General features: G+C 42.8%; 16 protein-coding genes. 4 read left to right on the forward strand and 12 right to left on the reverse strand.

The genetic code is table 11. The features are described 5' to 3' along the window. Positions 1–6: 6 nt before the first annotated feature. Positions 7–2,268, reverse strand: a complete 2,262-nt coding sequence (locus MN199_RS00545) for an LPS-assembly protein LptD (RefSeq protein WP_335738062.1) — start codon at positions 2,266–2,268, stop codon at positions 7–9. Between the two features lie 165 nt (positions 2,269–2,433). Between MN199_RS00545 and djlA the strand changes: the two genes are divergently transcribed. Beyond that, positions 2,434–3,243 carry a co-chaperone DjlA gene (gene djlA, locus MN199_RS00550; protein WP_335738063.1) on the forward strand — a complete coding sequence of 270 codons (810 nt, stop codon included), beginning with the start codon at positions 2,434–2,436 and terminating at the stop codon, positions 3,241–3,243. Between the two features lies 1 nt (position 3,244). Here djlA and MN199_RS00555 read toward each other — a convergent pair whose 3' ends face one another. The 5 genes from MN199_RS00555 to rapA form a co-directional block, all read right to left on the reverse strand. Then, the gene (locus MN199_RS00555; RefSeq protein WP_335738064.1) at positions 3,245–3,976 is read right to left on the reverse strand and encodes a DUF3530 family protein; all 732 of its coding nucleotides are present in this window, start codon (positions 3,974–3,976) and stop codon (positions 3,245–3,247) included. A 101-nt stretch (positions 3,977–4,077) separates the two neighbouring features. Then, the gene (locus tag MN199_RS00560; RefSeq protein ID WP_132581314.1) at positions 4,078–4,416 is read right to left on the reverse strand and encodes a hypothetical protein; all 339 of its coding nucleotides are present in this window, start codon (positions 4,414–4,416) and stop codon (positions 4,078–4,080) included. Positions 4,417–4,595: 179 nt separating this feature from the next. Next, positions 4,596–5,675 (reverse strand): OmpA family protein, encoded by a 1,080-nt coding sequence (locus tag MN199_RS00565; protein WP_132581316.1) that lies wholly within the window; start codon positions 5,673–5,675, stop codon positions 4,596–4,598. 144 nt (positions 5,676–5,819) lie between these two features. Next, on the reverse strand, positions 5,820–6,473 hold the full coding sequence (locus MN199_RS00570) for a pseudouridine synthase (protein WP_418338057.1): 654 nt from the start codon (positions 6,471–6,473) through the stop codon (positions 5,820–5,822). Between the two features lie 2 nt (positions 6,474–6,475). Beyond that, positions 6,476–9,388 (reverse strand): RNA polymerase-associated protein RapA, encoded by a 2,913-nt coding sequence (gene rapA / locus MN199_RS00575; RefSeq protein WP_335738065.1) that lies wholly within the window; start codon positions 9,386–9,388, stop codon positions 6,476–6,478. Between the two features lie 238 nt (positions 9,389–9,626). Between rapA and MN199_RS00580 the strand changes: the two genes are divergently transcribed. Together MN199_RS00580 and MN199_RS00585 are read left to right on the forward strand one after the other, a co-directional pair. Continuing rightward, positions 9,627–11,018: a PhoH family protein gene (locus tag MN199_RS00580; RefSeq protein ID WP_132581322.1), complete on the forward strand. Its 1,392-nt coding sequence runs from the start codon at positions 9,627–9,629 to the stop codon at positions 11,016–11,018. Positions 11,019–11,124: 106 nt separating this feature from the next. Beyond that, a complete protein-coding gene (locus MN199_RS00585) occupies positions 11,125–12,183 on the forward strand; it encodes a hypothetical protein (protein ID WP_335738066.1) in 1,059 nt (352 codons plus the stop codon). Here MN199_RS00585 and MN199_RS00590 read toward each other — a convergent pair. Both MN199_RS00590 and MN199_RS00595 read right to left on the reverse strand, forming a co-directional pair. Continuing rightward, positions 12,178–13,101 carry a hypothetical protein gene (locus MN199_RS00590; protein WP_335738067.1) on the reverse strand — a complete coding sequence of 308 codons (924 nt, stop codon included), beginning with the start codon at positions 13,099–13,101 and terminating at the stop codon, positions 12,178–12,180. The genes MN199_RS00585 and MN199_RS00590 overlap by 6 nt on opposite strands. Continuing rightward, complete coding sequence (locus MN199_RS00595) at positions 13,102–13,752, reverse strand: choice-of-anchor H family protein (RefSeq protein ID WP_335738068.1); 651 nt, start codon at positions 13,750–13,752, stop codon at positions 13,102–13,104. An 85-nt stretch (positions 13,753–13,837) separates the two neighbouring features. Between MN199_RS00595 and MN199_RS00600 the strand changes: the two genes are divergently transcribed. Next, a complete protein-coding gene (locus tag MN199_RS00600) occupies positions 13,838–14,680 on the forward strand; it encodes an RluA family pseudouridine synthase (protein WP_335738069.1) in 843 nt (280 codons plus the stop codon). Here MN199_RS00600 and MN199_RS00605 read toward each other — a convergent pair whose 3' ends face one another. The 4 genes from MN199_RS00605 to MN199_RS00620 all read right to left on the reverse strand — a co-directional run bounded on the left by MN199_RS00605 (position 14,681) and on the right by MN199_RS00620 (position 20,398). Further along, positions 14,681–16,720: a tetratricopeptide repeat protein gene (locus MN199_RS00605; protein WP_335738070.1), complete on the reverse strand. Its 2,040-nt coding sequence runs from the start codon at positions 16,718–16,720 to the stop codon at positions 14,681–14,683. Positions 16,721–16,838: 118 nt separating this feature from the next. Then, positions 16,839–17,252, reverse strand: a complete 414-nt coding sequence (locus MN199_RS00610) for a group I truncated hemoglobin (protein ID WP_335738071.1) — start codon at positions 17,250–17,252, stop codon at positions 16,839–16,841. Beyond that, positions 17,253–18,086 (reverse strand): DUF3034 family protein, encoded by an 834-nt coding sequence (locus MN199_RS00615; protein WP_335738072.1) that lies wholly within the window; start codon positions 18,084–18,086, stop codon positions 17,253–17,255. It abuts the gene before it with no gap. Continuing rightward, positions 18,083–20,398 (reverse strand): bifunctional diguanylate cyclase/phosphodiesterase, encoded by a 2,316-nt coding sequence (locus tag MN199_RS00620; RefSeq protein WP_335738073.1) that lies wholly within the window; start codon positions 20,396–20,398, stop codon positions 18,083–18,085. The genes MN199_RS00615 and MN199_RS00620 overlap by 4 nt, the downstream gene beginning before the upstream one ends. Positions 20,399–20,412: the final 14 nt, after the last annotated feature.

Genomic DNA, 20,412 nt, shown 5'->3' on the forward strand with positions numbered 1-20,412 from the left:
CCTACATCAATTAGTTAGTAAGTACGGTCGGCGATAATTAAAAATGCCGTTTGAAAGCATATCTGTCACACCAAAACCGGCGCTGTCGCCAAAACCTTTGAGAACAAACTGTATGCCTACACTACTGTCCAGTTGGCTTGCTTGGGCAAAATTACCAACTGGCAGATTAAGATCGGTCATAACCTGCCGCTTTGCAACCAGTCGCACGGCCCAGCAACAGGATTCATACTGCATACCAAAGCTCAGATCTATCATACGACGATTTGTCAGATCACGATAGTAACTACCGACCAGCTGCCAGTTATCGGTTACTGGCATCGTGCCAAGCACACCGAGTTGTCGAATTTCCACTCCTGAGACTGCACGGCTGAACCTATGGTTCAACTGGAAAAGACTTTTATCACTTGCTCGGTAGTCTAGCGACGCACTGCTTTTCATCACTTCGTTGCTATCAACATCATACTGTACTGCTGAGCTAAAGTACCATTTACGATACCAATGCCAAATAAGCTCTGCTGCCAGCATAGATTCAGATGAGCTAAAATCTTCCAGCAGGTCTGCGGACATGCTCGGTTGTTTTAAAAAGAAGATTTGGCCTAAACTAAAGCGAAATAACTCGTTATCAACATTATCATAAAACCGGCTGGTCCAGCCAACAGTTAGCTGGTTGGCTTCGTTAATTCGATCTAAACCAGAATACCGGTTGATACGAAACAGGCCATAATAATCGTCTTGCAAGCGGGTGGTATCGTACAAGCCAATCGGGCTTTGTTCACGATACGGAATATATAGATATTGAATTTGTGGCTCGAATGTTTGTAAGGCCGGTGCACCAAACCAATCATATTCACGCTCAAAATTTAATCGAGAGTGTAAACGAATTTTAGGTACTGTACGTGTCACTGATGGATCAATCTCTAAGCTATTGTCGCTAGTATGCTGCTGATAATAGGTATAAAGCAGACTCGCTTCGGCAGTAAACTCGAATGCCGGAGTCACAAAGGGTAGGCTGATACTAGGTTCAAGGTGCAGACGATTAGCACGATCTATGGCAGCTTCGTCATTGTAAAAATGCGCATACTGCGCTTGCCAAGCAAAATTAATACCAGGAAACAGGGCTACTGGTTTTGCCGAGGTGAGACTTAGCTCTGGTAATGAGCTGTAAGCCTTGTTGTAATTACCCAAGATCTCGAAGCTTTGTACTCTAAGCTGCGAATGTACTTGTTCGCCGTAATAGTTTAATGCTGCTTCGCGTAAAAGTTGTGTGTCACTTTGGTTGCTATAATCTGAGCCCAGCTCACTAATATAAGCATCATCACTTACGTCGGTAACATCAATAAAAGCCCGGAGCCTTGGCGTTAGATCACTTAAGTGGCTAAAGTGGCTAAGATAACGCGCGCCAAAATCACTATCTTTCTCGTTGTCAGAGTTCAAGTACTCAAGTTGCAAACTGCCTTGATGGGCTTCAGTTAGGTAACGAAACTCAGATTTTAGCTGTGCGCCGCGTTTACTCATGTAGCGCGGCGTTAACGTTAGGTCATAATTAGGTGCCAAATTTAGATAATATGGCAGTTCAAAATCAACGCCTAATTTTTGTGAGCTGCCAATCTTCGGCAATAATAGGCCGCTACGTCGCTGTTCGTTTACTGGAAATGTAATATAGGGCAGATATAAAACAGGAATATCTTTAATTCTAAATATGGCGTGGTGAGCTTCCCCCCAGCCTTCATCAGCTTCAATGTTAATTTCTTTGGCGTGTAGTGCCCAACTATTATCGTTGCTGGGACAAGTAGTAAATAAAGCCTGCTCAAGTACTAGCTGGTCTTCAGATGCGGTTAATTGTTTTGCATAACCTCGGCCAGCCTGGGCGGCAAATTGATAATTTGCGTCGTCTAAACTAGCTTGGTTGTGCGCTAAGTCGGCAGTAAAACGGCTGGCACTGACCTGCAGTACTTTATTGAAATAAGTTAAACCGCCATCAGCAGTCATATTCTGTGCGGTGCTACTAAAATTAGCTCGAGGAGCTAACAACAAAGTATCACGATAGGTTATTTCAACATTGCCAATAAAATGCGCCTGCTGATTATCTGTAAGGGTAACGTTATCTGATGAAATACTGATCGTTGGGTCGGCGGCATTTAACTGGGCAAGAATTTTCGGTTGCTCAACTGGCAGATAACATACCTCAGAAGAAACGGTGTCAGCATGCGCTACAGATAAGGTTTTGAAAACCAATAGAAAAAAAACCACCGCTAACCCATGTTTCATGCAGTTACTCTTGCCTTACTTGTATTTAAATAGCGTCATTGTATTGCGAGCTTGCTATGATAAATCAATTTTAGAAATCCTGCTAATCCGATATAGTATTAGCGGCATGTAGCGGCGTTATTATTGCGTTTGTATTGGTTGTTGGTTTAACAATAAGGGTGTGATGTGTGGGGTAAAATTCTTGGTGCATTATTCGGTTTGGCGTTACTGAGGCTACCAGGATTAATTATTGGTCTTTTGCTCGGGCACTGGTTTGATAAGGCGTTTCGGCAGCAGTTTGAGCAAGGTGGCGGCTTTAGCGGTTTATTTAAAGACAGTGCTGATGAACAAGGGTTATTTCATTACACTACATTTTCTACAATGGGACACATTGCTAAGGCCACAGGTACGGTAACCTCGGTGCATATTCAACATGCAACCGCCTATATGAACCAGTTAGGTTTAAATAACCTTCAACAAAAAGAGGCTCAAGCTGCGTTTCGTGATGGTAAAGCGGCAAGTTTTCCGCTAAGGCAACAGCTACAGCAGTTTTATTATGCTTATCGACGACATAAGGATGTGCTGCAGTTATTTCTTGAAATTCAATTAAGTATTGCTTGTATTGACGGTAATATGACGGCCAGCCAATATGGCTTACTGCAACAGGTTGCGGGTTACCTTAACTACAGTGTTGCGCAGTTAGAGCGATTATTGCAGGCACATCAGGCACAAAGCCGTTTTTCTTCACGTACTAATTTTAGCCGTGGCCAAACCGCGAAAGATACGTTGGCAGATGCCTATCAGCTATTGGGTGTATCCGCGGATGTTAGCGATAACGTATTAAAGAAAGCATACCGTAAATTGATGATACAGCATCATCCTGATAAGTTGATGGCCAAAGGGGTGCCTGCAGAAATGTTAGATGTTGCTAAACGCAAAACTCAGGACATTCAGTCTGCCTATGAACTTATTAAACAGCAGCGACATAATAGATAAACTATAAACCGACTGAGCCAAGCCAGCCGTATATTTCTTGAAACACCCATTGTTGCACATCCGCATTATAGCCAGAGCCATTAACTAAACGCTGTCGGTATAATGCTTTTAAATGTTTATTTGCTAACTGACGCCTAAGCTTTAATTGGCTTGTTACCATAGCGTTATCTTGTTGACTGCTAATATCTAGTGTGGGCACCTGATGTGTTGCTAGTGCTTTAGCGATGTTACGATTTAATGTTGCCTCAGGAAGAAAAGCGCCAAGCATAATAAAGGCGGCGGGTTCAGCTAGCTGATTTGTGGAAAAAAGTTGGTTGAGTAGCGCTGCGCTAGTGCCTTGGGCAATAATAATGGTAACACCACTATGCAATTGAGCTTGTTTTTGAGCTGCATTCAATCGTTGTAATAGCGCTTGTTGGTAGCTATCTAGGCTTTTTTCATTTAATTCAACGGGTAATGTAGGCGGCATTATTGCTAGCGTGTACCAGCCGTAACTGTTTAGCTGCTGGCGCAGTAGATCTATGTGCTTGGAGCTTGCTGCATGCTCATTACCATCAGGTAATAAAATTGCAGTACCCTTAGTATAGCTGGTTAAGGTTTCACGCTGCAGCGACATAAAGGTTTGTTGCTCATCTATGTTTAATGCTACAACTTCATCTGCTGGCAACTGACGTATTATGTCTGCAGCATAGTTTTGTTCAGTAGACGGCACCGCTAAAATGATTGATGACATTGTCAAACAATACATTATGAGTAAATAGCTAATAACGTTTTGTCGCATACTGATGATCCATAGCTCGGCTTAACAGGCTATCGGCAGCGCAGCGGTTTACTTTAACTGTTATTAGCAGCTACGGTTGTTGTGATAATGTATTTTCGAAAGGTGTATAGAACTTGGGATTTATAGTCAAATTTAATATAGTTTGGCTGCTGCTCGAGAATTGTTACATCAGCTGAGTCGGGCAGAATAAAACAAAATTTGGTAGGTTTAAATTCAACTAGTGCTTTAGCCATTTCCTGTAAATGTTCATTTTCAGCTAAACGCGCTACTTCTGATTCGGCATTGCAAACATGAGAGTTTGCGCTCAACGACACCAGTGGTGTTTGCTCAGCTGATACCGAAAAAAGCGCAAATAAACTTGCTACATTTAGCAGATAATGGCATTTAGACATTGTAAACTCCAAGCACGCTATTAGATCAAACTACATTATTGTAATACTACATAAGGTTAGCGGCGAGCGATGATGCTAGCATAATTAGATTATGCAGAGTTAGCAAAAATATTAATTACCATTAATTTAGGCTAAAAAAAAGCCGCTGTTTGACAGCGGCTTTGAGTTAAAACAATTGCTTAGCGTAATACTGGCTCTTTAATTTTAGCCGTTACTTTAGCTTCAATGCGCTGGTTAGCTGCGTGTGCTGCACGAGTCGAACCTTCAACGCGAGGACGTGTAACACCGTAGCCTACTGCGCTGATACGTGATGAGTCGATGTTGAAGTTTTTCTTCAGCATGTCTGCAACTGCATTAGCACGACGCTCTGATAAACGCATGTTATATGCTGGATTACCAATGTTTGACGCGTGACCTTCAATTTTTACTGTTGATTCAGGGAAGCGCTGCATAAACGCACCTAAGTTTTCAACATCAACGCGCTGGCTTTGTGGTACTACTGCTGAGTCGAATGGGAAACGAACTTCAATATCAATATCGCCTACTGATGCCATCTTCTCTTGGTAAATAGTACAGCCTGTTGCGTCTACTTTATGGTTCGCCGGTGTATTAGCACATTTATCTACGTTGTCTAATACGCCGTCAGCGTCTGAATCTAGTTGTGCAACTGGTGCTGGAGCAACTGGAGTAGGCGCTGGTGCTGGTGCTGGAGCAGCTGCTGCCGTACCAAACACATAAGTCATACCCAATTTTATTCCCGCGTCAGCATAAGACTTATCGATACCTTGGAAACGATTAGCTTCAGCAAACAGTGCGAAGTTTTGATTAAAGAAATGCTTGTAACCAACACCTAGGTTTAATGCCGTTGTGTTTCTTACTGCATCAATGCGATTTAAACCACCTACGATATAAACTGACGGCAGTTGAGCTAAATGGTACATTGCGGCGATACCAAGACGTTTACCATCAGCATCTGAACCATCTAACTTTGAGCTTAAGTCTAACTTGGCATACTCTGCACGTAATGCCCACTGTTCCGTTAGGTAGTAACCTAACTCTAAACCGTAGCCCCAGTCTTTTTCCATGTAATTCCACGCAGCAGATTCAGTTTTATCTGTATCTGGCATGTAGTATTCTGCGAAAATTGAACCAAATACGCGTTCTTTTAAATCTGCAGAACTTACAGCGTCGGCCATTACTGCACTACTAAATAATGGCACTGCTGCCGCTACTGCTAAAAACGTTTTATTAAGTTTCATCCATTTCTCCTTAGGCTCATCTTGCACTAAAGTGCATTATCAAATGCGCTTCGTACATATCATTTAAATAATTTAAAAACATTATTGAACTTATTATACATCGATTATATGAACGGTGGGTTAATGTTGTAGTACTTTTTTAAATTAAAAAGGGCAAGCAGCAAAACATATTAAGGGCTGTCCCGTATCTGGGTGGTAAAATGTCAACTTTTCAGCATGCAACAATAAGCGACTGGCGGCTTGATAAGAGATGTCATCGGCGTAAAATTTATCACCGAGGATTGCGTGACCTAACCACTGCAAATGCACTCTTAGTTGATGTGAGCGCCCAGTAACTGGCGTTAATTTAAGTCGTGTTGAACTTTGATCACGCTGCAGTACCTGATAATGCGTTAATGAAGGCTTGCCATATTGATAGCATATTTTTTGTTTTGGTCTATTTGGCCAATCACAAATTAATGGCAAATCAATACTGCCTGTATCTGCTTCTACGCTACCTTTTACTCGAGCTATATAATGCTTTTCGGTTTCGCGTTGCTGAAATTGGCGATTAAGTTCGCGCTGGCTAGCAGCGGTTAACGCCATTAATACTACGCCTGAGGTGGCCATATCTAACCGATGAACAATACGAATGCCAGGCCAAACTAACCGAGCACGATATTCTAGACTGTCTTTATGTTCGGGCGCTTTGCCAGGCACAGTAAGTAAGCCACTGGGTTTATTAAACACCACCAGCGCATCATCCTGATATAAAATATCTAAATAAGGCGACATTGGTGGTGCATAATGCAGCAACATAATTAATCGTGGCTTACAACAATTAGCCGAATAGCATCTAGCTTTAACCGTGCTTTGCTAATGTAATCGGCTATTTGTAGTTGTTGATTGTGTAATGCGTTAATTTCATCTTGGCGCACTGATGGATTAAATTTTTTTAGCGTAACTAAACGCTGTTGTTGCTCATACAATGTTTGCTGCGCGTGTTGTTGTGCTTTACCGACAATAGTATCTAACTTGGTTTGCGCTAAGCTGGTTGCCTTGGCAATTAAGGGGTGCACTGTAGTTTGTAATGCGCTGGCTAGCTTGCTCGCATTTTGTCGGCCAATTGGCTTTAGCTGCTTATTTAATTGCTCAAAGCTAACGTTTTCAGAAAGATTATTGCCATTTTTATCTAGCAGTAAGCGTAGTGGGGTTGCAGGTAAGTAACGATTCAGTTGTAACGTAGCTGGAGCACTGGCTTCAACAATAAAGTTTAATTCTAATAAATAACTGCCAACGGGTAGCGCTTTGTTTACTAGAATAGCAACAGAGCTACTGCCATGGGGTTCGGTGGTCAAAATATCTAACGTACCGCGAACCATTGGATGGTCCCAGCTTAATAATTGAATATCTTCTTCTGCTAGTGCGGTTGCTCTATCAAAAGTAACAGTTACACCATCATCACCTAACCCAGGATAGCTGGTGCAGTGCATGTGTTCAGAGTGTGAAAGAATGATGCTAGTATCATTGCGGTCATCTTGATTAATACCCAGCATATCCCAGGCTTTAAACATTAACATAGGCAGAGCGGTGTCATTATCTTGTGTTGCCAGCCGTTCTGCCAATGCTTTTGCAGCGGCGCCACCACCAGAGTTTATTTCCAGCAGTTGATCTCGGCCTTGCTCTAATTTTTGTTTTAATGCAGCGTTGAGTTGCTGAGTTTGCTCAATAATATTGGCAAGTAGTTGTGTGTCGATATTTGGTTGAGTTAATAGCGACAATAATTGGGGGGAAAAATGTTCAAATACGACACGGCCAGTTTGGCACGTATGTTCTATGGCATTTAACCCGTGCTGATACCATTCCAACAATACCTGCTGACTATGATTAGTAAAATACGGTAAATGAATTTGAATATCTTCACGTTGGCCAATTCGGTCAAGACGGCCAATTCGCTGCTCTAATAAATCTGGATTGAGCGGCAAATCAAATAATACTAAATGATGCGCAAACTGGAAATTACGGCCTTCACTACCTATTTCCGAGCAGACTAATAACTGTGCACTATATTCTTCTTGAGCAAAATAAGCGGCGGCTTTATCGCGTTCCAGTATTGTCATCCCTTCGTGAAACACAGCGGCACGAATACCTTCACGCACGCGCACGGCTTCTTCTAACGCAATTGCGGTTTCGGCATGAGCGCAGATAAGTAAAAACTTATCATGCTTGTGTTGTTTCAATAGGTTTAATAAGTAGTCAACACGTGGGTCGAATTGCCACCAATTACTGTTGGTATCAAGCTGTTGTAATACTTGCTCAGGAAATAAGTTGGCCCGAATTCGCTGGGCTTCTGTCAGTGACGGATTAAGGCTAAAGTGCACTTTTAATGCGTTTTGATATTGTTCTGGTAATACAAGCGGGGTCAGATGAGCATGACGCTGAGGAAAACCTTTCACACTGGCACGACTATTACGAAATAGTATACGGCCAGTGCCGTGATGATCTAACAGCTGAGACAATAATCGTTGACGAGCTTGAGCTTGCAGTTCTGCGCTAGCATCCACATCGTTTATTTGTTTAAGCTCACTACTAATATCGCTTTCAGTTAACGCTTGACGCAGTGCGGCAGCTTCTGCAGTAGTTAAAATACGCTGCTCTAATAGCGGAATAGCTACAGTAGCAATATGCTGGTAGCGCTGCTCCTCCTGCAAAAATGCGTCGTAGCTATGAAAACGAGCAGGGTCTAGCAGCTTTAATCTGGCAAAATGGCTTTCATGGCCTAACTGATCGGGTGTGGCCGTTAACAGAATAAGCCCTGCCGTATTTTGCGCTAAGTCGCTAATGCGTTGATATTCTTCACTTGGGTTATCCTCGCTCCACTGTAAGTGGTGCGCTTCATCCACAACCAATAAGTCCCACTGGCTTTGTGTTGCTAATTGGTGCCAACGAGGTTGGTTTTTTAAGAATGATAAACTACATAATACCAGCTGTTCAGTATCAAACGGATTGGGGTTATCCAAGGCTGACTGTTCACAGCGTTCTTGATCAAATACCGAAAAGTGCAAGTTAAAACGGCGTAGCATTTCTACTAGCCACTGATGTTGCAATGAATCGGGTACCACAATCATTACTCGGCTAGCAAGGCCGCTAATCAGTTGCTGATGTATAATAAAACCAGCTTCAATAGTCTTGCCTAAGCCTACTTCATCGGCAAGCAATACACGCGGCGCATGGCGCTGTGCCACTTCGTTAGCAATATGCAACTGATGTGGAATTAAGCTAACACGAGGCCCAGATAAACCCCGTAGTGGGTTTTGTTGTTGTTGATGCACATGCTGCCAAGCTTGATAACGTAAGCTAAACCAATCAAAGCGGTCTATTTGGCCGGCAAATAAACGATCTTGTGGCTGATTAAAGCTAATAAAGTGATCAAGAAATGTTTCTCTTAGCTCAACATAGCTGCCATCGTCTAAACGCGTACCGCAATATACTAAAGTGTCGTGTTGTTCTTTAATGGCACTGACGAGTATTTTAAAATCATCAGCGCTTGCCACTTCGTCGCCAACGTTAAATTGTACCCGAGTTAATGGGGCTTCTGCTTGGGCGTAAAGGCGGGTTTCGCCACTGGCTGGAAATAAAAGTGTTAAATGACGGCCTTCCAGCGCAACTATAGTGCCTAAACCTAAATCGGATTCTGTATCGCTAATCCAGCGTTGTCCCAGAGCAAACTTCATTCTGTACTCAATCAGTTAAAATGGCGCGCTATGGTACTAGGAATCAGGTTGGGCTGCATCTGAATTTGCAATTAATAACACTGCTGATTTTTAGTTTTTTATGAAAAATGTTTAATAGTGCTATGAGTGTATGAAATTACGTTAGATTTTGCTTTTGCTCAGGCAAAAAAACGCGTGTTGCACTATGCTTGTTTTATGGCACAACTCATAAACTTGTTTCAGTTAAGGGGATAGCCGTATGGCGCGAAAAAAAGATAATGAAAAAAAAATCTACGTTCTCGACACTAATATTCTGCTACATGAACCCTTTGCCTTCCTAAACTTTCAAGAGCATGACGTTATCATTCCAATGACCGTATTAGAGGAATTGGATCATATTAAAGATCGTAACAAAGACGTTAGCCGCGATGCCAGAGTAGCAATACGCGCACTAGAAGATGTGTTAAAAGATGCTTCGCCCGATCAAATGCTACAAGGTGTCGCCATACCTAGGCAAAGTGAACAAAACCAAGGTGGTCACTTGTTTATTATTAATGACCATCATATTTCTGATGAAATACCCGGTCTGCCCGGTGGAGAAAATGATCATCTCATCATTAATACTGCACTTTATCTGCAGCGGGAGAAAAGCCCAACTAAAGTTATTCTTGTAACCAAAGATATTAATATGCGGCTAAAAGCCAAGGGCGCTGGGCTTAAGCTGGTTGAAGATTATCGCACTGACCAGTTAATTGACGATGTTCGTTTTTTGTATAAAGGTTATTACGTTTTTTCTGGCGAATTTTGGCGCCAGGTTGGTGAGTGTCGCAGTGAAAATGCCGGCAGAAGCACCTATCATTATGTGAGTTGCAGCTTGTTACCCAATGCTTATGTAAATGAATACCTAATTGATGAGGCTGAAAGCTTTGCCGGCAAAGTGGTATCAATTACTGAGACAGAAATTTGTATTCAGGATTTTGGCTACGAACAGTTAATGCATCGTCAAGCTTGGGGTATCAGGCCGAAAAATATTTATCAGGCAATGGCGATGCAGGCTTTGTTAGATCCTCACTTAGACTTAGTTATTCTAACTGGCCCTGCAGGTTGTGGTAAAACACTTATTGCGTTGGCAGCTGCGCTTGAACTGGTAATTGAAAAAGGCATGTACGACAAAGTAATTGTTACTAGAAATACGCCAGAAATTGCTGAATCTATTGGCTTTTTACCTGGTACAGAAGCAGAAAAAATGGCGCCTTGGTTGGCGGCGATTACCGACTCATTAGAGGTACTTCATAAAACTGATGAGCATCCGCACGCTAGCGTGAATTACATTATGGAAAAAGCGAACATTCAATTTAAATCGGTTAATTTTATGCGTGGTAGAAGTATTCAAAATGCGATTGTAATTTTAGATGAGTGCCAAAATTTAAGCGCCGCACAGTTGAAAACTATTATTACGCGCTGCGGCGAGGGCACTAAACTCATTTGCTCGGGTAATTTGTCGCAGATTGATAGTAACTATTTAACTGCGGTTACGTCAGGGTTAACCTATATTGTAGAGCGATTTAAAAACTTTGAAGGCAGTGCAACTATTAATTTAAATGGCGTGGTGCGTAGCCGCTTAGCGTCTTTTGCGGAAGTAAATTTATAAGCAAATAAGTTGAAATGCTAGCCTAGTTAACTAATGATGCCGTTCAACTGAGCTGGTTATGGTTATAATAGCCGCGAAATTAGGTCTAACAATGCAAGGAAGCTGCATGAAAAACCCTGTCTACATCGAATATCGTCGTAGCACTAAGCTCGGCATCATACTATTACTGCTATTGTCCACTTTTGGTGCTTTAGTGCATTACTTTCGCAGTGTTGACGATAAGGTATTACAAACCAAGTTACGTTTAGCTGCAGCTAGTAATCAGGTTGATAGCGAATTTGTACCTATACTGGCGTTTATGGAAGCGGTACGGCGGGCTTCATTATTAAAGCTATCTATACCTGCAGAGCCAACAGAGGATATGTTGCCTTTGCTGCAACTAGACAGTGGTGTAACTGAGCAAGCGTCGCTGATGCAACTGGATGGCACTGTAAACGCTGAATTAATGATGTTACAGCGGTTACAACCTTACTTTGAATTAGCGAAAGAAACTCAACCCTATCTGGTTGGTATGTACTACTTATCAGAGCAAGGCTTTGCTTACAATGGCCAGCTTAAATGGTCCGATTATATTGCCGATTATTTGGTGCAATGGCAAAAAGATAGTAAACCTGAGCCGAACTATGAACGTGGGCAGATATTTTTTTCTAGTTTTTTGCAGCAACAGGCCGCAGTTATGTTGCCACTTTACGCTGACGATAAAAAACTTGGTCGATTTGTATTTGCCATTAAATTGGCGCCGCTATTAGCGCCAATTTATCAGCAGCACAAGGACGCTGAGTTTATGCTGTTAGATCAGTTTGGCCAGTTAATAAGTAATTCAATGACGATGCCTGCGCAGAATATTGATCAACATATGTTGCAAGTGCAGCGTCTAAGTTCTATGCCATGGTCATTAGGTTTGTTAGAACATAAAGCTAATGTATTTGCCGCCGGAGTTAAAGAGTTTGTCTGGCATTGGTTGAGCTATGCGGTGTTATTCGGCGTTTTCTTATACGCACTACAGTATCGTTATCGGCTGCGTATTTTATCGCCATCTAAGCGTTTGCTGGTGCATATAGAGCGTCTATCTAAAGGCAGCAGCCAAGGCGTGCAGCGTATACCTTATGGTTGGCATGACATATTTGAACGTATTAGTCGGTTAAGGCAAAATCCGCCGTCATAATAGCTGGTATCCGAAATGGTCATTTCGGGTATATATTTCATACTGTGGTGCAATCTGTCCGGGCGCTAATTGCGCCGGGCCAGTTGCATCGACTAGCAGGTAATCTCGTCCTTCGATACTCACACTCATATCATCGTTAGTGGGGGTTAACTGCACAGCTAGAAGTGCGTGTTCAGGCAAATAAACCATGGCCAGACGCACATCAGGCAAAAGCATCCGTAGTAATGCCGCCAATAAAACGGCTTTACTGTCACAATCGCCACGGTTTTCTTTTAGTAACTTTAAGGGTGGGTTAAAGCTCTCGCCAGACGACTGTGCTCTATTAGATAAATCCTGATAGGGAATTTGCTGTATCCAGCTGGTTAGCATAGCTAAGGATTGGCGAGTGGGCATGTTAACTAAGGTATCGTGCCACACCGTAGCTAACGGCAGTAAGTCTTGCAGGCTATCCTGCATAAATCGTTGATGATCCGGAATAATAACCAGCTCGCCCCACGGCAGTTCTAGTTGGTGATAGTATTGTTGATGCAAATAAAATGCGGTGCGTTCCTTTGTCAGTTGCGCCAGTTCGGCATTCAACTGCTGCCGTAATGTGGTGTCAGCAGTTTGTAGCTGGTAATTCAATAGGTCGGCAGGGGGGAGTTTACGCAGCTTTGCGCCCGGATATTGCGCAACATGGGCGCGTAAATCGCGCCAGAGATAGTGCTGCAGCATAACCGGTTTAAACGCGCGAAACTGCCGAAAGTGATTAGTTAGATTCTTGTTTTCAATAGCAAAACGTAACTGCTGTGCTTGCCCCATGCTGGCATAGCGGTAAGTAAACTGCGTGTGTTCAGGCAATTGTTGCATATTCAATTGCATTGGCGCCGCTATAGTTAATGGCGCCGCAAGCAACATGCACAGTAAAAGTTGTTTCATTTAACGCTGACACCTCTTAAAGCCTACTCTCGAATAGAACATTAAGCATAATACTAGCAGTGAAAAGATACCAGTTGTGCCGCCAGATACTACAACTGTGGTGTCAGTTATATAGCTGTCGCGGTCGTAATCTTCTAACGGAAGATAATCGAGGTTGCTATCGTCAAAGCCTGAAATTTCGGCTAGCAGATAGCCGGTGTTCGCATCGAACAAGCGAATGGTTAGTAGATATTCATCGGCTGGAAAACGACGTTCTAAAACCGTATCTACGGCTAACCAATCATTATTGCTTTGGCGAAATAGCTCAAAAACGCTACTGGTATAATATATTTTTTCACCACCGTAGGTCGGCAGTAACGAAAATTCGGCAAATACTTGTTGATAAGGCAACGAGGTATCCGCATCAAACTCCACTTCTAGCTGATGAAAATAGCCGTTGTTATTAATATCGCCGCTGATAAATATATCAACACTATTAAACCAAACATGGCTTTGATAAGACTGCGTGGTAATGGCAAGTTTTTTTGGTGACGAGCTTGATTTTGCCGTGCTGTGACGTTCGCTGCTGCTACTCAACGTTTCAGTCGCATTAACCGGTAGAGCTAAAGCTAGCAGCAAACAACTTAATAACTGTAGGTTGATATTTTTCATAACCAAATCTCCTTTTGCTTTGTTACTATTACAGGCTGCGCCGATGAATTTTGGCTGAACTTCAACGTAAAGGATGTGTAAAGCAATGAAACTGATACGCACTGTTGTTGCACCAAGCAGCGTTAATGCAATTGATTTACTCGTACAGCAAGTGCCTGAGCTGTCTAAAGGGCGGTTGAAGGATGCGATGGCTAAAGGTGCGGTGTTATTAAATAGCAAGCCGCAAAAGCGCTTACGCCGAGCCCAAACTAACCTGCAAGCCGGACAGCAGTTACACATTCATTATGATGACGATATTTTGCAGCGTAGTTGCACCGCACCAACACTGATAAGTGATCAGCAACAGTATAGTGTGTGGTTTAAACCTGCTGGCATGTTGTCGCAGGGCAATGAGTGGGGCGATCATGTATCGCTATTACGTAGTGTTGAGCAACATTTCTCCGCTAAGCGGCCGGTGTTTTTATTACATCGACTGGACCGTGAAGCCAGTGGTTTGGTGTTAATTGCGCATAGTAAACCTTCAGCTGCAGCGTTTAGTAAATTAATTGCCGAGCATAAAATAAGTAAGCGCTACTTAATAAAAGTAAAAGGTGTGTTGGCAGATAATGTATTGCAGCCGGGCAAAATAGAATTAGCGCTAGATGGAAAAGCTTGTTTAACCCAGTTTTCTTTATACCAGGTTGACTTTGAAGCTCAGCAAAGCTGGTTAGAAGTAGATTTAATCAGTGGGCGTAAACACCAAATTCGTCGTCATTTTGCCGCACTGGGTCACCCGGTTATGGGCGATCCAGAGTACGGTGAAAATAATAAAAATAGCACAGGATTGGCATTGCAAGCGGTTAGTTTAAGCTTTGTTTGCCCGAAAGCTCGTCACAGCGTCAGCTACACTTTACCTGAGCGTCTTCGTCTTTTAGCCGTTAGTGCTTAGTTAGTTTAAGTTATCGGCGCTAGTCGCCGGTAATACCCTGTTATTGTATCGCAGCACCATACTACCTAAGCGTATTGCATTTAATAGATCCTGCCGAACCATATTACCGCGCCATTCACAGGCTCTTGGTTGTGTACTGCTTATGGACATTACATATTCGCTGGCGTCGTTATGATTGTTAGTACACAGTGCCCAGCTTGACCATAGAGCCTCACGTAGTGCAGTAATTTCTAGCGTACGCCACGGTTTTTCAAGCAGCTGCGCTAAAGGAAGATGCAAGCTAAGTAAAGATTGTTCAGCAGAGATCTCTTTTAATCTAGGTTTGAGTTGCTGTAGTAAACTAGTTTGTAAGGTACTAACTGATGCTTCGTCACCGCTTGCGGCTAACCATAACACGTCGTCATAAATACAGCTTGCGAGCAGTGTATTACTTGGTTGTTGGTGTAAAAAGTTTTGCCATAAATGCTGTAGCTGCTGTTCGCCATGCTGGCGCTTTAACTCTGGGCTATTGGTTAAGGCGTAAGCTAGTATGCTGACATCACTTGTTACTGAATGAAGCTGTATACGCTGACAAAAATTTGTCCAATTAGGTGTAGACAGTGTTAGCGTTTTTTTTGCTAATACCTTACGTCGCCATACCCAAATAAAAACCACTGCTAATATTAAGACTAATAATGCTATAGCAACGATATATAGCTTAATTCTTTGTTTTTGTTCAATATTTATTTGTTTTGTTTGCTTTAATTCGGCTTGTAGTGTTTTACTTGCCGTTACTTGGTATAGCCCCTGATTAATTAAGTCTAACTGCAGTTTGCTTTGTTCAGAAAGTTGTTCAAAACGTAGTGCGCTGGCTTGTATGCTATGGTTGTAAGCGTTAGCCCACTGGCGATCATGTGCTGCCATTTTGGCTGAAACATCATGGAAACGGTACCTTAAATAAGAAGCAGCTTGCGGCATTTGTGGGGCAAGCTCTTGCAGGTGGTGATTAGCTTGCTGGTATTGCTGCTGTTTTAGTAATAGCTCTATTAATGCTAGTAAGGTTTCGTGCGAGTACGATGATATTTGTTGTTGGCTAAACAACTGTAATGCATGATTAAAGTGCGTTAATGCTAAGTCTGCATTATTTTGCAATGCCGCTAACCGGCCTAAAGATAATGTAACAACGCCAATGCGCAGTACGTCGTCCATCTTACGTGCATGCTCTAGAGCTTCATTTAAATAACTCATCGCTTGGTCTGCGGTAGTTATGTCCTCTAAATAGGTATCAGCAATATAAATTAAGCTGTAAGTGTAGTTGGCAGTGCGCTTGAGTTGCTTGTACAAGGCGCTAGCTTGCTGTAAATGGTCGAGTGCTTGTGTGTGATATTGAATTTTTCGATAGGCCATGCCAAGCCGAAGATGAATAGACGCAAGTGCGTCGGTATCTTGCAAGCGGGTTGCTAATTCTAACGCTTCGTTTAAGTGCTGGTATGCTTGGCTATAGGCGTTGTTTTGCAGCATTAACCTGCCCAGCGTAATATGCGCCTTAAGCTCAGCATCAGGTTGCAATTGTTTTAATGCTAGCTCTAGGCTGCGTTGGGCGTAAGGGATTGCCAGTGGAATATTGCCTAATTGGTTATATGCTTGGGCAAAGCTTTGCAACACATCACTGTATAACGCCATGCTGTCGTTATCGTCAGTATGTTGTAATAACTGTTCAGCGCTTTCTAATTGGGTAATGGCAATAGTAGTATCGCGGTATAAAATGCCATAAACCTGCGCTTTTAATAAGTAACCGTAGGCTTTAAGGTAGGCAGACTGTGCAGATTCTATTGCGCGATTTACCGCGTCCATCGCTGAGTCTTTATTAAGCAGTCGCATTTGAGTTTCGGTTAACACTAGCCAGTCTTCAGTGCTTCTGCTGGCTACTGGCATTGCTAATAGCTGCTCACTCACTTGCTCAGAATTGGTTTTTGCTTCGGCTAAACGAACTAATAGCGGTTCTGCAGCGTATGTTGCAGGCAATAGTATTAATAAAAACGATAAGATAATTAATCGCATAGTCAGCACTGTAATTTTTTCAGCAGTTTAGCCTGAATTGATGATAGCAACCATAGCTAGCGCCGCACTTCACTTATTAAAGTTAACTATGCTTTAGCAGGTTTAATTATGAAACGGCTTAGCGGTAACTAATATCTTTATACATTGGCGCCAACAGTGCCAATAATTGATTCTGGGCACTGATGCTAATGTTCTGGCGCTGCATTACCTTAATTAAATTTTCAACTAACGCATCGTAGTTAGCTAGCGTAATATTAAAGCCTTTATGACTATCTTGCATGGTGCCGCCGCTATAAATACAAGGGCCACCAGTTAGCTGGCACAATTGCTCGGCTAATAAACGTCTAAAACGTTCAATGTCAGTGTCCGCAAAGTGGTGCACGATACGTTCGTCATTAGCAATTTCGTTTAATAATGCGTCGGTTATTAAACTAATTCCGGCGTCACCGCCTAACTGCTGGTATAGGCTTGGTCTTGTATGTTGGCTGCATGCGCTGAGAAATAATAGCGTTGTAATTAGTATCCATTTCATTTACCACGCTCCTTCAATAGACAAATAATAACCTTGCTGATTGTTAAAACCGGCGATACTGCCAAGGTCTACGTAGCCTGCGGTTACAGAAACATGTTTATTAATAAACCAAGCAATAAACACATCGCGCCAATGTTGTTCATCGGCAAAGCTTAATTTGTTAGGCTTTTGTTTAAATTCTACGCCTATGGCAACATTATAATTTAACAGTAGAGCAGCTGAACCTTCGAGCATTAGTTGGTAGTTGCTATTGGTTTCGCTACCAAACCCCAGTAAACCCGTTTGATTTGCTTTAGTCGCCCGCGCTGTTGCATTAAGCAGTAAATTACGACCGGCAATCTGGTTAAAGAGTAGCTTGGTTGCAGATAAGTAGAAATCGACGCCGCTATCATCACGTGCGCCAACCGCTTGTGGCAGCGTGAAATCGCGATGCTTTTTGTATTGAAGACCCAAGCTTATTTGTGGCAGAGCGGTATATAGCAGTTCGCCAGCAATATGGTATTTTACGCTAAAGATATCTTGGCCCAGCTCACCGCCTAAGCTATCAAGCTTTAAGGTTTGCCTAGCGATGGACCATTCCCAATTGTTATCATACGTTAGGCTAGCGCCAAAGGTGTTAAGCGTAAAATCATCGACGCCAACCACACTCATAAAAGCTGTCGCTGCCCATTCGTCACTACTGGCATAACCGTTAATAACTGCCCAAGGTACGATACCGCCGCCGGCGTTACCCTCAATTGAGCTGGTGCCGCCGGTGGCAATAATTTTACTGTTAGCCATGCTTTTCGGGCTGAACACTAAGATAATTGTCGCCAGTAATAGAATTGTTTTCATTTAGAGCCTTCTGTCTCTGTGCTGCGCTGTTGTTGCATGAATTGCATTAACCATGCTGAAAACTGCTCGGCAACTAGCGGCTTAGCAAAGTAATATCCTTGAACTTTGTCACAACCACACTGTATTAGATGTTCTAACCCAGCTTTATTTTCTAAGCCTTCGGCCGTTACTGTAAAGCCTAAGCTATGCGCTAGTTTGGTGGTTGCCGCCACAATAAGCGCGTCGTTTGTGTTGTGTTCAATGTCTTTAATAAAGGCGCGATCAATTTTAACTTCGTGTACGGGCAGTTGTTTTAAATAAGCTAGAGATGACTGGCCGGTGCCAAAGTCATCGATTGACAGTGTAATACCAAGCCCCCGTAAGCGCTGTAATTGTTGTATAACTGTGCTGGCATCTGCCATGACCGCGCTTTCGGTTACTTCTAGCGCTAGTGCTGCTGCGGGTAAGTTATGTGTCGTTAGCAGGGCGTAAATGTCATCAGCTAACTTTGGGTTTAGTAAATCGGATACCGATAGGTTTACAGCCAATTGCACCGGCATAGCATGCTGCCACCAGTAAGCGGCTTGTTTTATTACTTCAGCTAGCATCCAATTACTAATCAGGCCAATATTACCTGAATGCTCAGCTAGCTTAATAAACTGATCCGGTGGGATGAAACCAAATTCGGGGTGTTGCCAACGAATTAGGGCTTCGGCGCTACTGCATGTTTGCTGTGGAATATCGACTTTAGGTTGATACACAGCAAAAAACTGGCCGTTTTTTAATGCATTAGGTAAATCACGAATTAGCGTTAGTTCGCGCTGATGGCTTTCGTCTTGGCCTGGTGTATAAAACGCAATATTGTTTGCTGCGCCTCGTGCATTGCCCAGGGCAATGTCGACACGGCGTAATACGTCATTTATACCCGTCTCGCTGACACTAAAATGATAAATACCGACTGTTAGCTTTAAGTTAATGGTTGAACGTTGCAGCATATAACCATCCAGTAATGGCTTGAGCAAAAGCTGTACTTGTTCAATTGATACATGACTATCGTAGAGCAGTAAAAACTCATCACCACCTAGTCGTGCTAATAGTTTTGGTGTTGGTGCAATTTGCTTTAAGCGTTCAGCAAGTTGCTGCAAAAGTAAGTCGCCGTTACTAAAGCCCAATATATCGTTAATATGTTTAAACCGCTGAATATTAAGCTGTAACAGGCAGCTGTTTGGCTTGTTTAACCAAGGTTGCAGCAAGCGCTCGGTTGCTAAACGGTTATAGCAGCCGGTTAAGCTGTCATGCTCCGTACTAAAAATAAGCTGCTGTTCTCGTTGGCGAATATCTTGCTGCATAGTGACCAGTGTACGGCTAAGCAAACCTACTTCGTCGTTGCCTTCTGCAGGTGGTGTAGCGTCAAAGCCTTGGCCGATCCGCTTAGCAAAAAGGCTTAGCGCATTTAGTGGCCCGGTAATACTTCGAGCAAAAATAATGGCAACCAGCAAAGCCAACGCAAGCGATGCACTAAAAATAAGTAACAGCTGTTGGCGAAACTGTTGATAGCTATCTAACCAACGCGCATTAGGTAAGTGCTGCACTGCCCAGAGTTGCTGCTGTGCATCAAGCGCCGTTGCCAAAGAGGTGTAGTCTTGTTCGGTGTTATTTTGTGCCGTACCAGCTTGTGCAATAAGCACTGGCATAATGCGAGGCAAGCGTTGCTGGTTATCCAGATCTAGAGTTGAGGTAAATAACGTGAAATTATTATTCTTGGCGGCAATAAAGCTAATATCTAAACCAGTAATACCGGATATTTGTTCTGCCAGTGTGCTGTCTAAAGGAAACCCCATGCCCACCCAAGCAATAAGATTGGGTGCTTTAACTGGCGCGAGTACTAATTGATATGCTTGACCTGCTAAATGAATAATATCGGTAACAGGTATGCTATTTTCAGTTTGGGTTTGGCTAAATAAAGGCGTTATATCTACTGCCGTAATGCTTGGCTCTGAACTAACCAGTAAATCGCCGCTGGTATCAATTAATAGCATTAGGCTGGCATTAACGCGGCTGCCATGGTTAGCCAGTGCTGATGCTATGGTTTCTTGCTCTTTTGTTGCCACTGCGCGACGAAAACCAAAATCGGTAGCAAGGATCTGCACACTGTTGCTCAATTGGCTGGCGCGGTTATTTAGTGCTTGTTTTAGTACTTTACTTGCAACGTTAAGTATTTGGCGAGCTTGAGTTTCGCTATTACGCTTTATCGTATTTAGCGTTGCTAAGCCGGTTGCTGTAGCTAGTAAGCTAAGTAACAGCAACATAACTAAGATGAATTTGGTGCGCAAAGATCGGAATATCA

Source organism: Rheinheimera metallidurans (assembly GCF_036983985.1).
Taxonomy (GTDB): Bacteria; Pseudomonadota; Gammaproteobacteria; order Enterobacterales; family Alteromonadaceae; genus Alishewanella; species Alishewanella metallidurans.